At 73.5% G+C, this 13,322-nt stretch carries 12 protein-coding genes and 1 pseudogene; 5 read left to right on the top strand and 8 right to left on the bottom strand.

Going from position 1 to position 13,322, the window contains the following annotated elements:
* The 4 genes and pseudogenes from G3I42_RS15450 to G3I42_RS15435 all read right to left on the bottom strand — a co-directional run.
* Positions 1 to 231 (bottom strand): annotated as a pseudogene (locus G3I42_RS15450) (hypothetical protein); the annotation flags it as partial.
* A 13-nt stretch (positions 232 to 244) separates the two neighbouring features.
* The gene (locus G3I42_RS15445) at positions 245 to 541 is read right to left on the bottom strand and encodes a DUF4193 domain-containing protein (protein ID WP_007821276.1); all 297 of its coding nucleotides are present in this window, start codon (positions 539 to 541) and stop codon (positions 245 to 247) included.
* Positions 542 to 992: 451 nt separating this feature from the next.
* Positions 993 to 2,348, bottom strand: a complete 1,356-nt coding sequence (locus G3I42_RS15440; protein WP_203606850.1) for a HAMP domain-containing sensor histidine kinase — start codon at positions 2,346 to 2,348, stop codon at positions 993 to 995.
* Between the two features lie 7 nt (positions 2,349 to 2,355).
* The gene (locus G3I42_RS15435; protein ID WP_008745216.1) at positions 2,356 to 3,009 is read right to left on the bottom strand and encodes a response regulator transcription factor; all 654 of its coding nucleotides are present in this window, start codon (positions 3,007 to 3,009) and stop codon (positions 2,356 to 2,358) included.
* A 537-nt stretch (positions 3,010 to 3,546) separates the two neighbouring features.
* On the opposite strand from G3I42_RS15435, the gene G3I42_RS15430 reads away from it, so the two are divergent.
* A complete protein-coding gene (locus G3I42_RS15430) occupies positions 3,547 to 3,756 on the top strand; it encodes a hypothetical protein (protein WP_164286363.1) in 210 nt (69 codons plus the stop codon).
* 75 nt (positions 3,757 to 3,831) lie between these two features.
* Here G3I42_RS15430 and G3I42_RS15425 read toward each other — a convergent pair whose 3' ends face one another.
* Positions 3,832 to 4,632: an inositol monophosphatase family protein gene (locus G3I42_RS15425; RefSeq protein WP_164286360.1), complete on the bottom strand. Its 801-nt coding sequence runs from the start codon at positions 4,630 to 4,632 to the stop codon at positions 3,832 to 3,834.
* Positions 4,633 to 4,737: 105 nt separating this feature from the next.
* A complete protein-coding gene (locus G3I42_RS15420; RefSeq protein ID WP_164286358.1) occupies positions 4,738 to 5,865 on the bottom strand; it encodes a ferrochelatase in 1,128 nt (375 codons plus the stop codon).
* A 172-nt stretch (positions 5,866 to 6,037) separates the two neighbouring features.
* Between G3I42_RS15420 and G3I42_RS15415 the strand changes: the two genes are divergently transcribed.
* The gene (locus G3I42_RS15415) at positions 6,038 to 7,357 is read left to right on the top strand and encodes an MFS transporter (RefSeq protein ID WP_164286356.1); all 1,320 of its coding nucleotides are present in this window, start codon (positions 6,038 to 6,040) and stop codon (positions 7,355 to 7,357) included.
* The gene (locus tag G3I42_RS15410) at positions 7,272 to 8,636 is read left to right on the top strand and encodes a D-arabinono-1,4-lactone oxidase (protein WP_164286365.1); all 1,365 of its coding nucleotides are present in this window, start codon (positions 7,272 to 7,274) and stop codon (positions 8,634 to 8,636) included. Before G3I42_RS15415 ends, G3I42_RS15410 begins: the two co-directional genes overlap by 86 nt.
* An 81-nt stretch (positions 8,637 to 8,717) precedes the next feature.
* On the opposite strand, the gene G3I42_RS15405 is transcribed toward G3I42_RS15410, so the two are convergent.
* Positions 8,718 to 9,983 carry a hypothetical protein gene (locus tag G3I42_RS15405; protein WP_164286354.1) on the bottom strand — a complete coding sequence of 422 codons (1,266 nt, stop codon included), beginning with the start codon at positions 9,981 to 9,983 and terminating at the stop codon, positions 8,718 to 8,720.
* A gap of 558 nt (positions 9,984 to 10,541) precedes the next feature.
* Here G3I42_RS15405 and sepH point away from each other — a divergent pair.
* Positions 10,542 to 11,624 (top strand): septation protein SepH, encoded by a 1,083-nt coding sequence (gene sepH, locus G3I42_RS15400; protein ID WP_164286352.1) that lies wholly within the window; start codon positions 10,542 to 10,544, stop codon positions 11,622 to 11,624.
* A gap of 59 nt (positions 11,625 to 11,683) precedes the next feature.
* Here sepH and G3I42_RS15395 read toward each other — a convergent pair whose 3' ends face one another.
* A complete protein-coding gene (locus G3I42_RS15395; protein WP_164286350.1) occupies positions 11,684 to 12,535 on the bottom strand; it encodes a sulfurtransferase in 852 nt (283 codons plus the stop codon).
* Positions 12,536 to 12,757: 222 nt separating this feature from the next.
* Here G3I42_RS15395 and G3I42_RS15390 point away from each other — a divergent pair.
* A partial coding sequence (locus G3I42_RS15390) for a VOC family protein (protein ID WP_164286347.1) occupies positions 12,758 to 13,322 on the top strand: 565 nt, incomplete at its 3' end.

Raw genomic sequence — 13,322 nt, 5'->3', positions numbered from 1 at the left:
GCGCGCGGGCTTCTCGCCGCGTGCGGCCGCCGCGTCCCGCCCGGGGGCGGTGCCCGGCTCCTCGGCCCCGGTGGGGGGCTGCTGGGCCGGGAGAAGGGCCGCAGCGGCGTCCTGCGCGTCCCGCTCTTCGAGCGAGGCCGCACGGCCTCGCTCGTTCGCGCGTACACGCCGCTCCGAGCCGTCCGACGACGCGGTGCGCCGCCGCTTCCAGGGAGGGGTCGAGCCGGTCACGGCCGCCCCGCCCTCAGTCGCAGTCGCGGCAGATCGGCTGCCCGTTCTTCTCCCGCGCGAGCTGGCTGCGGTGGTGCACCAGGAAGCAGCTCATGCAGGTGAATTCGTCCTGCTGCTTGGGCAGGACGCGGACCGCCAGCTCCTCGTTGGAGAGGTCGGCCCCTGGCAGCTCCATCCCGGCCGCCTCCTCGAACTCGTCGACGTCGACGGTCGAGGTGGTCTTGTCGTTGCGCCGGGCCTTGAGCTCTTCGAGGCTGTCCTCGTTGAGGTCGTCGTCGGTCTTGCGTGGAGTGTCGTAGTCCGTAGCCATGTCGCTCTCCCCCTCTGGGTTCTGTGCGGTGTCTCAGCGCTCGTAACGCGTGAGAGGCCGGACTTGTGCCCGACCCGAGGCGGAGATTTTGCCTCACATCAAGGTCTGTTACTCAATCGACACTTCTCGCGCCCCCTTGACCAGGGGCGTAGGGAAGTGCTGGTGCGCACCGTAACCGGTACGACAGTCGCACCGGGGACGGGCCTCCCCGTGTACTTCCCGTGATCCACCCCCGCGAAAACCCCGATTTTCCGGGCTTTTCGGGGCCCTCAGAGGTCACCCATTGTGAATGTCTGAAAACCCGCTCTTGTGATCGATCACACAGACCGAACACGGACGCAGGTCCCGAAAATTCCTCGCAAAGCGAACAAGGCGACCGGGTCACGGTGCGTCGTGGCCCGTGTCGGGCGAACCGGGGAACACGTATCGCATTCTTCCCGGCACGCTCCGCTCACAGGGGCAGTGTGACTCGCATCACGAGTCCGCCCCCCTCTCTCGGCTCGGCGTGGATGCGCGCGCCGTGCGCCCGGACGATGGAGCGCACGATCGACAGACCGAGGCCCGCGCCCTTGTCGCTGCCCGTGCGTTCGGTGCGCAGGCGGCGGAACGGCTCGAAGATGTTCTCGATCTCGTACGCGGGCACGACGGGCCCCGTGTTGCTCACGACCAGCACCGCCTGCCCGTGCTGGGCCTCGGTGGTCACCTCGACCCAGCCGCGCTCCCGGGCGGCCTTCTCGCCGTCCTTGGCGGGAGCGCCCGCGTCCTTGGCGAGCCCGGCCGCCGGGGGCGGCACGTTGTAGCGGATCGCGTTCTGCACGAGGTTGAGGGCGACACGCTCCAGGAGCACGCCGTTGCCGTCGACCTCGGCCGGGGCGCGGGTGCCCCGGATCTCCACGTCCCGCGCCGCCGCCTCGCCGCGCGCCTGGTCGATGGCCCGGTCGGCGACCTCGGCGAGGTCGACGGGGCCGCGCTCGACGAGCTGGTTGTCGCTGCGGGCGAGGAGGAGCAGGCCCTCGACGAGCAGTTCGCTGCGCTCGTTCGTCGCGAGCAGGGTCTTGCCGAGCTGCTGGAGCTCGGGGGGCGCCTCCGGGTCGGAGAGCTGGACTTCGAGGAGCGTCCGGTTGATCGCGAGCGGAGTGCGCAGCTCGTGCGAGGCGTTGGCGACGAAGCGCTGTTGCGCGGTGAAGGCGCGCTCCAGGCGCTCCAGCATCTCGTCGAAGGTGTCGGCGAGTTCCTTCAGCTCGTCGTCGGGACCATCCAGCTTGATCCGCCGGGTGAGGTCGGAACCGGCCACCTGACGCGCCGTCCGGGTGATCCGCCCGAGCGGCGACAGGACCCGGCCCGCCATCGCGTAGCCGAAGGCGAAGGCGATGACGCTGAGCCCGAGGAGGGCGAGGAGCGAGCGCGAGAGCAGGTGGTCGAGGGCGCGCTGGCGCTGCTGGCTCACGCAGGCGTTGAGCGCGTCCTGGAAGTCGGCCTGCGGGTGCACGCTGCCGGACAGGTTGGCGAGCTGCGGGCAGTCGGCGCTGGAGATCGTGACGTTGCCACCGATCTCGAAGGGCAGTTTCTGGCCGACGCCGACCGCCTGCACGGCGAGCAGGTAGATGATCGAGAGCAGCAGGATGCCCGCGATGAGGAACATCCCGCCGTAGAGCAGGGTGAGCCGTATCCGGATGGTCGGGCGCAGCCAGGGGAACGGGGGCTCGGGCGCGCTGAACGGGGGGCGGACGGGCTTGGGCGGAACGGGCGGGCGGCCGGGGGGCCGGGGCGCGCGAGCGGCGCCCTGCCGGGAGGGGGACGGGGCCATGGGGAACTCAGATCCGGTAGCCGGAGCCGGGGACGGTGACGATGACGGCGGGCTCACCGAGCTTGCGGCGCAGGGTCATCACGGTGACCCGGACGACGTTGGTGAAGGGGTCGGTGTTCTCGTCCCACGCCTTCTCCAGGAGCTGCTCGGCGGAGACGACGGCGCCCTCGCTGCGCATGAGCACTTCGAGGACGGCGAACTCCTTCGGCGCGAGCTGGATCTCCCTGCCGTCCCGGAAGATCTCCCTGCGGTTGGGGTCGAGCTTGATCCCGGCCCGCTCCAGGACCGGCGGCAGCGGCACACTCGTCCGCCGGCCGAGGGCACGGACGCGGGCGATCAGCTCGCTGAAGGCGAAGGGCTTGGGGAGGTAGTCGTCGGCGCCCAGCTCCAGCCCCTCGACGCGGTCGCTGACGTCCCCCGACGCGGTGAGCATGAGGACCCGCGTGGGCAGGCCCAGCTCGACAACGCGGCGGCAGACGTCGTCGCCGTGGACGAGAGGAAGGTCACGGTCGAGGACGAGGACGTCGTAGTCGTTGACCTCGACGCGCTCCAGGGCCGCGGCTCCGTCGTACACGACGTCGACCGCCATGGCCTCCCGGCGCAGTCCGGTGGCCACCGCATCGGCGAGCAACTGCTCGTCCTCGACGACGAGTACGCGCACGTGGCTGGTCCTTTCCGTGGGCGCCCCCGGCGCGGGGGCGCGGCGCGCTGACCCGCCCCGGCTCGGGGCGGGTGGCGGGGCGCGCGCGACGACAGTTGTGGAACCTCCATCCTGCCCCTTTCGGCCATAAACCGGCGGTAAGCCCTTAGCCACGCCTTATCACTGCCCGTGCACGGCCGAAAATGCCCGGGGGGACGGCTGATCACGGAACGGGCGGGCGGCGTGGTCACGGCGCGGGCGGGCGCCGCGTGATCGCGGACGGGCGGGCGCCGTGATCATGGAACGTACGCGGTGGAAACCTGGCGCGTCCACCGGGGGAAATCCGTGTATCCGTCCACGAATTCGCGTGACTATCCGACGGGGAGGTTTCCGGGAGCGGCGCGCTGGGGATGACCCGAGGACACCCCGCGATCACGTCCGGTACGCGGCACGCCCTCAGGGCGTGCCGTTCCGCTTTGAGCCGAGCGGCGCCGGCTGACCGCCCCTGTCTGGCACACCCCGTGCCGCCGACCCACGACCATGACGAGGGGGCGCACCATGGACGCTTTCACCGCCGCGCTGCTCCAGCGCATAAGGAACACCAAGTCCGACCTCGACCGGGCGCGTCGCAGCGGCGACGATTTCCTGGTGGACGTGGAGGAATCGGACCTGGACGACCTGCGCCGGCTCGCCACCGAGCACGGAGTCGACTTCGACGCCGTGCAGGCCGCCGACCACGCGCCGTCCCGCCCGGTCCAGCACGCCTGAGACCCGTCGCGCAGGGGCCGGTACGCAGCACGCGTACCGGCCCCTGCGTATGCCCGCGCCCCGTCGCCCCGGCGCTCAGTCGTGCCAGGCCCCCAGCTCCTCCAGGCGCGCCTGAAGGCTTTCGAAGAGGCCGGGAGGGGCCGCGACGGTCAGCTCGGGGCTCAGCGGTTCGCCGGGGCGACCGCCGGTGCGGGCGCCCGCCTCGCGGGCGATGAGGTCGCCTGCCGCGTAGTCCCAGGGGTTGAGGCCGCGCTCGTAGTACGCGTCGAGCCGGCCCGCCGCCACGTCGCACAGGTCGATCGCGGCCGAGCCGCCGCGGCGTATGTCGCGCACCGAGGTGATGAGCCCGGCGATGACCTCGGCCTGGTGCGCCCGGCGCTCGGCGAGGTAGCCGAAGCCGGTCCCGACGAGCGCCCGCCCCTCCTCGGCCGGGGGCCGCACACGCAGCGCCCGCTCCCCGAGCCAGGCCCCGCCGCCGCGTACCGCGTGGTACACCTCACCGCGCACGGGCGCGTCCACGACGCCGACGATCGTCTCGCCGTCCCGCTGCGCCGCGATCGACACGCACCAGCTCGGCAGCCCGTACAGGTAGTTCACCGTCCCGTCCACGGGGTCGATGACCCACCGCACGCCACTCGTCCCCTCGCGGCTCGCGCCCTCCTCCCCCAGCACGCCGTCCTCGGGCCGGTGCTCGGCGAGGAACGCGGTGATGAGCTTCTCGGAGGCGAGGTCCATCTCGGTCACGACGTCGACGGGGCTCGTCTTGGTCGCGGCGACCCCGAGATCGGCGGGCCGCGAGTCCCGCAGGAACGCACCGGCCCTCCGGGCGGCTTCGAGGGCGAGGGGCAGCAGTTCCTGAGCAAGCTGATCGGTCATGGTTCTCCTGAGATCTAGGGTGTCCGAAAACACCAGGGGCCGGAAACCAGCCCCTCCGGCGCTTGAGGAGCGGGGTCCGGGGCGGAGCCCCGAAACACCGGGCCGCTAGGCCCCGGCGGCGGCAGGCCGCGGCACCCGCGCGGGACAGCACCCGACAGGGCACACGTCATGACTGGCGCCCAAGGCGCCCAGCGCGCACCGCGCGGTCGCCTCCCCCCGCTCCACGGCCGCCCGCTCCAGCACCAATTCCCGCACCGCCGCCGCGAACCGCGGATCGCTGCCCACCGTCGCGGACCTCCGCACCGGCAGTCCCAGCTCCGCCGCCTTCGCCGTCGCCTCCGTGTCGAGGTCGTAGAGGACCTCCATGTGGTCCGACACGAAGCCGATCGGCGCCATGACGACCGCGGGGACCCCGGCCGCGTGCTCCGCCTCCAAGTGCTCGCAGATGTCGGGTTCCAGCCACGGGATGTGCGGGGCGCCGCTGCGGGACTGGTAGACGAGCCGCCACGGGTGGTCGACGCCGGTCCGCTCGCGCACGGCGGCGTGGACGACGGCGGCGACGTCGAGGTGCTCCTTGACGTACGCGCCGCCGTCGCCGTGCGCCTCGGGCGCGCCCGAGGTGTCGGCGGCCGAGACCGGGATGGAGTGCGTCGTGAAGGCGAGGTGGGCACCGTCCCGTACGTCCTCGGGCAGCTCCGCGAGGGAGCGCAGGACGCCGTCGACGACCGGCTCGACGAAGCCGGGGTGGTTGAAGTAGTGCCGCAGCTTGTCGACGGCCGGCACCGGGAGGCCCTCTGCCTCCAGTTCGGCGAGTGAGTCGGCGAGGTTCTCGCGGTACTGGCGGCAGCCGGAGTAGGAGGCGTAGGCGCTCGTGCACAGCACGGCGATGCGGCGGCGGCCGTCCCGGACCATCTCGCGGAGCGTGTCGGTGAGGTAGGGGGCCCAGTTGCGGTTGCCCCAGTACACGGGCAGGTCGAGGCCGTGCCCGGCGAAGTCGGTGCGCAGCGCCTGCAGCAGTTCGCGGTTCTGGCCGTTGATGGGGCTGACCCCGCCGAAGAGGAAGTAGTGCTGCCCGACTTCCTTGAGCCGTTCGCGGGGGATGCCCCGCCCCCGGGTCACGTTCTCCAGGAAGGGGACGACGTCCTCGGGTCCTTCGGGGCCGCCGAAGGAGAGCAGCAGGAGGGCGTCGTAGGGGGTGGCCCCTGAGGTGGTGGGATCGAGAGCTTCGGCCATGGCTCCGATCCTGCCACCAGCGGCACGGCGCACGACGCCCGTGCGAAAACCCGCCCGACTGCGTAAGCTCACCGGACCGGGTTCACTGCTTACTCCCAGTCCTCCCGTCCCTCCTCCCCCGCACACGACGGCCCCGTCCGCCCTGTGCCCGTACGCCTGCCCGGAGCCCGCCTTGCCCAGCCCCTACCGCGCGATCTTCCGCGTGCCCGGCACCCTGTCCTTCTCGGCGGCGGGGCTCATCGGGCGGATGCCGCTGGCGATGATGGGCATCGGCGTCGTCACGATGATCTCCCAGCTCACGGGCCGGTACGGGCTCGCGGGCGGCCTCTCGGCGACGATCGCGCTCGCCGCGGCGGTGCTCGGTCCGCAGCTCTCGCGGCTCGTGGACCGGCACGGGCAGCGGCGGGTGCTGCGGCCCGCGACGCTCATCGGGCTCGCCGCGACGGCGGGGCTCCTGCTCGCGACCGTGTACGAGGCGCCGGACTGGACGCTCTTCGTCTTCGCCGCCGGGATCGGCTGTGTGCCGAGCGTCGGCTCGATGGTGCGCTCGCGGTGGGCGGCGCTCTACCGCGACGAGCCGCGCATGCTGCACACCGCGTACTCCTTCGAGTCGGTCGTCGACGAGGTGTGCTTCGTCCTCGGACCGATCATCTCGATCGGCCTGTGCACGGCGTGGTTCCCCGAGGCGGGGCCGCTGCTCGCGGGCTGCTTCCTCGCCGTCGGCGTCTTCTGGCTCTCCGGGCAGAAGGCCACCGAACCGGCGGTGCACCCGGCCGGGCAGCACGAGCGCGGCAGCGCGATGCGCTCCGTGGGGCTGCGGGTCCTCGTCCTCACCTTCGTGTCGACCGGCGTCATGTTCGGCGCGATCGACGTCGTCACGGTCGCCTTCGCCGAGGACCGCGGGCACAAGGCGGCGGCGAGCCTCGTCCTCGCCGTCTATGCGCTCGGCTCCTGCCTCGCGGGCGCCGTCTTCGGGCTCTTCCACTTCACCCGGCCGCCCGCCCGGCGCTGGCTCATCGGGGTCTGCCTCGTGGGCGTGAGTATGATCCCCCTCCAACTGGTCGGGAACCTTCCGCTTCTGGCCGTGGCGCTGTTCTTCGCGGGCCTCACGATCGCTCCCACGATGACGACGACGATGGCCCTCGTCGAGCAGCACGTGCCCCGCGCGAAGCTCACCGAGGGCATGACCTGGGTGAGCACCGGTCTCGCCGTCGGTGTCGCGCTCGGCTCCTCCGTGGCGGGCTGGGTCATCGACGCCTCGGGGCCGAAGGCGGGGTACGCGGTCCCGGGGGTTGCCGGGGCGGTCGCGGTCGTGGTGGCGTTCCTGGGGTACCGCCGGCTCGACAGGCCGGTTCCGCAGCGGGGAGGGGCGCAGGATGAGCAACGAGCAGGCAGTGCCGGGAGCGATGGGGCCGGAGGGGACCCGGATACCGGTCGTGCCGGGGCCCCGGAGCGCGCCGGGGACGGCGCGGCCGAGCGGGACCTGGCGTAACTGGGGCGGCAACATCACGGCCCGCCCGGCCCGCGAGGAGAGTCCCGCCTCGGTCGAGGAGCTGGCCGGGGTGCTGCGCCGCGCGGCCGAACAGGGCCTCACGGTCAAACCGGCGGGCACGGGGCACTCCTTCACCGCCGTCTCCGCGACGGACGGCGTCCTCGTCCGCCCGCAGCTCCTCACCGGCATCCGGCGCATCGACCGCGAGGCCATGACGATCACGGTTGAGGCGGGCACCCCGCTCAAGCGCCTCAATGCCGCGCTCGCCCGCGAGGGGCTCTCCCTCACGAACATGGGCGACATCATGGAGCAGACCGTGGCGGGCGCGGTCAGCACGGGCACCCACGGCACGGGCCGCGACTCCGGCTCGATCGCCGCGCAGATGGCCGGATTCGAACTCCTCACGGCCGACGGCACCCTCCTGAACTGCACCCCCGAGGAGAACGCGGACGTCTTCGCCGCGGGGCGCGTCGGCCTCGGCGCGCTCGGCGTCCTCACCTCTCTCACCTTCCACGTCGAACCGGTCTTCCTGCTCACCGCGCGCGAGGAACCGATGCCGCTGGACCGGGTACTCGCCGAGTACGAACAACTCGTGACCGAGAACGAGCACTTCGAGTTCTACTGGTTCCCGCACACCGACAGCACCAACACCAAGCGCAACAACCGCAGCCAGGGACCGGCGCGCCCGGTGCCGAGGCTCAGCGGCTGGTTCGAGGACGAGTTCCTCTCCAACGGCCTCTTCCAGGTGGTCAATTCGCTGGGCCGCGCGGTCCCGGCGACGATCCCGGCGGTGGCCCGCGTCTCCAGCCGGGCACTCTCGGCACGGACGTACACGGACATTCCGTACAAGGTGTACACGAGCCCGCGCCGGGTGCGGTTCGTGGAGATGGAGTACGCGGTGCCGCGCGCCGAGGTCCCCTCGGTGCTGCGCGAACTGAAGGCGATGATCGAGCGCTCCCGCCTGCGGGTGAGCTTCCCGGTCGAGGTCCGCAGCGCCCCCGCCGACGACCTCGCCCTCTCCACGGCGAGCGGCCGGGACACGGGCTACGTCGCGGTCCACATGTACCGGGGCACGCCGTACCGCGAGTACTTCACGGCGGCGGAGAAGATCTTCACCGCCCACGCGGGCCGCCCCCACTGGGGCAAGGTCCACACCCGCGACGCGGCCTACCTCACGGAGGCCTACCCCCGCTTCGCGGAGTTCACGGCCCTCCGCGACCGCCTCGACCCCAACCGCCTCTTCACGAACCCGTACCTGCGGCGGGTGCTGGGGGACTGAGCGGCGGCCCCGGGACGGGCCACCTCCCGGACCGGTACCCCTCCCGGACCGCGTCCTGCCCGGACCGGGAGGGTCGGCCCCTCACGGCGTCGGCGTCGCCGCGCCCTCCTCCGGCTGCTGCTGACCCGTGTCGCCCTGGTCGCCCGTGCCGGAGTCCGTGCTCCCGCCCGACTCCTGGCCCGTGCCGGGGGTCGACTGGGTCGGGTCGGGCGTCGTGCTCGGCGACGGCTGACGCTGCTCACGCTGCTTCGTGCCCTCGTCCGGCGCGCTCGGGTCCTTGCTCCCGTCCTTCTTCTCCTGCGACTGGCTCGGCGAGGGGCTGTCGCCCGGCGTCGGCGACGAGGAGCCGTCCTCGTTCCCGTCCGTCGAGCCGGTCGAGCCCGTCGACGGCGAGGGCGTCGAATGCTGGGGCGGCGCCTCGTGGTGACTGCCGCCGTTGCCGCCGAGCTTGCTGATCGTGGAGCCCGAACCCCCGCTCAGCGGGTGGCCGGCGAGGAGTTCGTACCCCGTGATGCCCGCCATCGAGACGGCGAAGACGCCCACGGCCGTGAGCAACGGCTTGCGCCAGCCGCGCAGCTTCCGGGGGCTCTGGTGCGTGACGGGCGCGCTGTACGGGTCGGTCGCGGGGCGGAGCAGGCGCGTCGCCTCGTCCTCGCGGGCCACTCCGAGCGCGCGGGTCGCCTCGTTCCGGGGAGCGGCCCCGAGCACGCGCGTCGCGTCGTCCTCGGGGACGGCGCCGAGCAGCCGCGTGGCCTCGTCGGCGGGGACGGCGGGCATCAGGCGCGACTCGTCGTCGGGGACGGGCTCCTCCAGCCCCGTACGGAGCACCCGCGTCGCGTCCTCGTGCGGCACCGCCGCAGGGAGCACCGTGGTCGGGTCCGCGTCGGCGGCCGGGAGGACGGTCGTGGGATCGCCGTCCGCGCGCGGCAGGACGGTCGTGGCCTCGGCGCGCGGCTCCGGGACCTCCGCGAGGTGCCGCTCCGGGTGCGCGAGGAACGTCGGCGGCACCGGCTCGCCCGCGCCGTCCTGCGGAACTCCGTGCCGGGGGATGACCTGCCCGGCCGCGTCGCGGATCTGCTCGCCCGTTCTGCGGAAGAGATGCTGGAAAACGCTGCCCCCCGTCGTCGCCACGATGCTCATGACCCCGGCGCCGATGACCGTGCCGTAGACCCCGAGTTGGGACGCGGCGATCGCGGCGGCGACCGAGGCGACGGCCGAACCGGCCACCTGGGGCACGCTCAGATCGAGGCGCTTGGCGGGCTTCGACTCCTCGGCGACGGCCCCACCCGCGGGCGGCCGTCCGCCACGTATGTGAGGTGTGTCGCCCTTCACGGCTTCCTTCTGCATCTACCTGCCTTACATCGCCTTTCGTCCACCTTGCCGCAGGAAGTGACTGTCGAGCGAATCGATTGGTTCCGGTTCCGTGGATTTTGTGAAGCGCGCCACCCGGCGGCCGGACGCATCCCGCCCGGTGCCCGCGCGAGCGCCCGCGAAACGCCCGGCGACCGTCCACCGGTCCCGCCCACCCCCGGCGCGGGGGAAGTCCGGCGGAGCGTCGCCCCACCACGGGTGGCCCGAATGGAGTATTGTCGACAGCCCTGGGTCCGGTCTCCCGTCAGGGTGCCCGGGACTCTTCGCACCGGAGCGGCCGGCCATCCGGCCGGAGCGGGTCCGTCCGCGAGGGGACGACCCGGTGGCGGTGGGAGAGTTCCGTCGCCTTCGGGGGGTCCGGGTGGTCACTCAGCGTTGCAAATGAGTACCGTGCCATAACGGAGTGTCAGGGCCCTTGCCCGACACGCCGGGCAACTCGGCAAGGTTGTGGCAGGCTGCACCCGGGCAGGCCACACTCGACTAGCGGAAGCAGCGACGCACGTGACGTCGGCAGGCACCACCCGGGAGGTCCCCATGCCCGAACTGCGTGTCGTGGCCGTCAGCAACGACGGCACACGTCTCGTGCTGAAAGCTGCCGACAACACGGAGTACACCCTCGCCATCGACGAGCGGCTGCGCGCCGCCGTGCGCGGCGACAGGCCGCGCCTCGGCCAGATCGAGATCGAGGTCGAGAGCCACCTGCGGCCGCGGGACATCCAGGCCCGTATAAGAGCAGGGGCGAGCGCGGAGGAAGTCGCGCAGCTCGCGGGCATCCCCGTGGACCGCGTACGCCGCTTCGAGGGCCCCGTCCTGGCCGAGCGCGCGTTCATGGCGGAGCGGGCCCGCAAGACCCCCGTACGCCGTCCCGGCGAGTCCGCGGGCCCCCAGCTCGGCGACGCCGTGCAGGAGCGGCTGATGATGCGCGGGGCCGACAAGGAGACCGCGCAGTGGGACTCCTGGCGCCGCGACGACGGCACCTGGGAGGTCCTGCTCGTCTACCGGCTCGTGGGCGAGACGCGCTCGGCGAGCTGGACGTACGACCCGCCGCGCCGGCTCGTGCAGGCCGTGGACGACGAGGCGCGGGCGCTCATCGGCGAGTCCGACGAGCTGTCCCCGTCCGAGCCCATGCCGTTCGTGCCCCGCATCGCGCGGCTGCCGCGCGAGCGCACGATCGACCGCTTCGACCGGGACCGTCCCGCGCTCCCCGACCGCCCGCCGGCCCTCCCTCAGGCGCCGGTCGTCGAGGACGAGGACGAGGACCTGACCCCCGCGGCCTCGGCCGACTCGGGGCGCGACTCGCTGACGAGTCTCCTGGAGGCGGTGCCGAGCTTCCGCGGCGACATGGTGGTGCCCGAGCGCTCGCCGGTGGAGCGTACGGGGCAGGACGAGCCGGAGCGCGAGCCCGAGGTCGAGGAGCCCCCGGCCCCCGCGGCCTCGGCGGGTTCCGCGTATGCGGACGTGCTCATGCCGCGCGCGGTCTCCAGCCACCGCGACCGGCTCATCGGCTCCACCGACCGTCAGGCCGAGGCGGACGGCGTCCGCCCGGGCCGTCGTGCGGCGGTCCCGAGCTGGGACGAGATCGTGTTCGGCACGCGGCGCAAGAAACAGCAGGACTGAAGCCGGCGCGGGGGGGGCGCTCTCGACGGGGCGCGCCCCGCGGCCGGCTTCGGCTCGCGTCAGCCCCGCTCGGGTCCGGTCGCGACCGGCCGCCCGCCGTCCGCCGTCCACTCGGACCACGACCCCGGGTAGAGCGCGGCCCGCACCCCGGCGAGTTCGAGGGCCAGCACCTCCTGCGCCGCCGAGACGCCCGATCCGCAGTACACGCCCACCGCCTGGGCGCCGTCCGCTCCCAAGTCCGCGAAGCGCGCCCGCAGTTCCGCGACGGGCCGGAAGCGCCCGTCGGGAAGTACGTTCTCGGCCGTCGGCGCCGACACCGCGCCCGGGATGTGGCCGCCCACGGGATCGATCGGCTCCACCTCGCCCCGGTACCGCTCCCCCGCCCGCGCGTCGAACAGCAGCCCCGTACGCGCCAGTTCGGCCGCGCTCTCCGCGTCGAGCGTCGGCAGCGCGCCCGGCCGCGGCACGAAGTCGCCCGCCGCGGGGACCGGCGCGCCGGTCTCCAAGGCCCCGGTCCAGGACGGGAATCCGCCGTCGAGCACCCGTACCGCCGGGTGCCCCGCCCAGCGCAGCAGCCACCACGTCCGGGCCGCCGCCCAGCCCTGGCCGTCGTCGTACACGACGACCTGGCTGTCCCCGCTCACCCCGGCGGCGCGCATCGCCGCGCCGAAGTCCCCGGGCTCGGGCAGCGGGTGGCGTCCGTGCGGTCCCGGCGGGGCGGCGAGCTGGGTGTCGAGGTCGACGAAGACGGCACCCGGCACGTGCCCTTCGAGGTAGGCGGGCCGCTGGCTGGGCTGCCCGAGCCGGTAGCGCACGTCGAGGACGACGGGCGGGCGGGGCCCGGCGAGGGCGGTGGCGAGGGTGTCGGCGTCGATGAGAGGGGAGACGGGGGCGGGTCGCGAAGTGGTCATGGGATCATCCTGGCCCACCGCCTCCGGGCGCACTCCCCCGCCCGCGCGCCCCGCGCCCGTCCGCACGCCCCGTACGTCCCCCGGTGCGCGCGCTCGCGCGGCGAAGGCGGGGCCCGCCGGTCCCGGACGGGTCGTCCGCGCCACGAGAGGTGCACAATCGGGTACGCACCGTGGCAGCCGGTACGCCGGGTGCGGGTGGAGCGGGCGGGAGAGCGAGGCGCGATGGCCGGGGCACGGGCGGCGAAGGAGCGGGACGGCATGACGCAAGCGGTGCGCGGGGAACCGTGCTGGGTGAGCCTGATGGTGCGCGAGCCCGGCGCGGCACGCGAGTTCTACGGGGCGCTCTTCGGCTGGGAGTTCGCGGACGGTCCGCGCAGGCTCGGCCCCTACGCCCGCGCGCTGCTCGACGGCCGGCCGGTCGCCGGGCTCGGGCAACTGCCCCCGGGCACGGGCCTCCCGGTCGCCTGGACCACGTACTTCGGCACGCCGGACGTCGACGAACTGGCCGCCTCGGTGCGCGCCCGCGGGGGCACCGTCGGGGTCGGGCCGCTCGACTCGCCGGGTGCCGGGCGGCTCGCCCTCGCCTCGGACCCGGGTGGCGCGGGCTTCGGGCTGTGGCAGCCCGCCGAGCACGCGGGCTTCGCCGTGACGGGCGTTCCCGGCGCCCACTCCTGGTCCGAACTCCTCACGCGCGACACCGCCGCGGTCGCGCCCTTCTACCAGGCCGTCCTCGGCTTCGGCACGCGGCAGGACGACCCCGGGCACCTGACGTTCACGCGCGACGGGC

The sequence above is a fragment of the Streptomyces sp. SID11385 genome (assembly GCF_010548245.1).
Lineage (GTDB): Bacteria > Actinomycetota > Actinomycetes > Streptomycetales > Streptomycetaceae > Streptomyces.
This window is presented reverse-complemented; position numbering and strand designations above follow the sequence as displayed.

Bases quoted from the DNA above. Each gene is read 5' to 3' on its own strand.
- G3I42_RS15410 (WP_164286365.1), top strand. From the start codon at position 7,272: ATGGGGCCGGAGGGGACCCGGATACCGGTCGTGCCGGGGCCCCGGAGC.
- G3I42_RS15440 (WP_203606850.1), bottom strand. From the start codon at position 2,348: ATGGCCCCGTCCCCCTCCCGGCAGGGCGCCGCTCGCGCGCCCCGGCCC.
- G3I42_RS15420 (WP_164286358.1), bottom strand. From the start codon at position 5,865: ATGGCCGAAGCTCTCGATCCCACCACCTCAGGGGCCACCCCCTACGAC.
- G3I42_RS15395 (WP_164286350.1), bottom strand. From the start codon at position 12,535: ATGACCACTTCGCGACCCGCCCCCGTCTCCCCTCTCATCGACGCCGAC.
- G3I42_RS15405 (WP_164286354.1), bottom strand. From the start codon at position 9,983: ATGCAGAAGGAAGCCGTGAAGGGCGACACACCTCACATACGTGGCGGA.
- G3I42_RS15430 (WP_164286363.1), top strand. From the start codon at position 3,547: ATGGACGCTTTCACCGCCGCGCTGCTCCAGCGCATAAGGAACACCAAG.
- sepH (WP_164286352.1), top strand. From the start codon at position 10,542: ATGCCCGAACTGCGTGTCGTGGCCGTCAGCAACGACGGCACACGTCTC.
- G3I42_RS15425 (WP_164286360.1), bottom strand. From the start codon at position 4,632: ATGACCGATCAGCTTGCTCAGGAACTGCTGCCCCTCGCCCTCGAAGCC.
- G3I42_RS15445 (WP_007821276.1), bottom strand. From the start codon at position 541: ATGGCTACGGACTACGACACTCCACGCAAGACCGACGACGACCTCAAC.